A 535-nucleotide genomic window follows, 5' to 3' on the forward strand; every position below is an offset into this window, starting at 1 on the left:
TGGGCGTATCGGCATCAGGATCGTAGACCGTATGGAGCTTGATACCGGATTTTGTGCCTCGGAATTTGGCCCATTCAAACTGGTTGATGTTGAGGTCAATGGTTGTGGAATCAATCAGCCGTACCAGTTCTGACGCAGCCTTGGGAGGCAGAGCCCCTCTGACCTTCGACAGGAGATAGTAGAAGGCTTCCATGAAGATGGCAGCGGATCGATTGCTGTTGGCATCCGACAGGGATGACCGTCTGATCTGTTCAACACCAAGGTGGTAATGATGATTGCGTTTGGTGTTGAAGTTCTCCTCCAGATCTCGCAGAGAAGAACGGCCTGTCAGCTGGGCAAACATCATGGCGACAAGCTGTGTCCAGCACGACAATGTCCGTATGCGGTAATCTCCATTATGCCGATCAACAGCTTTCTGGAATTGGTGATTGGGCAATTCTTTGAGTAACTGATGAAAAACGCTGTTAAGATGCTTCATGCCTGTTCTTTCAGGGAAAACGCATGAAATCCTTTGGTATCACTGGGGTGAGGGGAC

The 535-nt window shown here is 49.7% G+C and carries 1 protein-coding gene; it reads right to left on the reverse strand.

The window, feature by feature from the left end:
- On the reverse strand, positions 1-478 hold a 478-nt coding region (locus ACY2RQ_RS19765; protein ID WP_490114732.1), incomplete at its 3' end, for a DUF4372 domain-containing protein.
- Positions 479-535 lie beyond the last annotated feature (57 nt).

This window comes from Parendozoicomonas sp. 209JJ7-1, assembly GCF_058147085.1.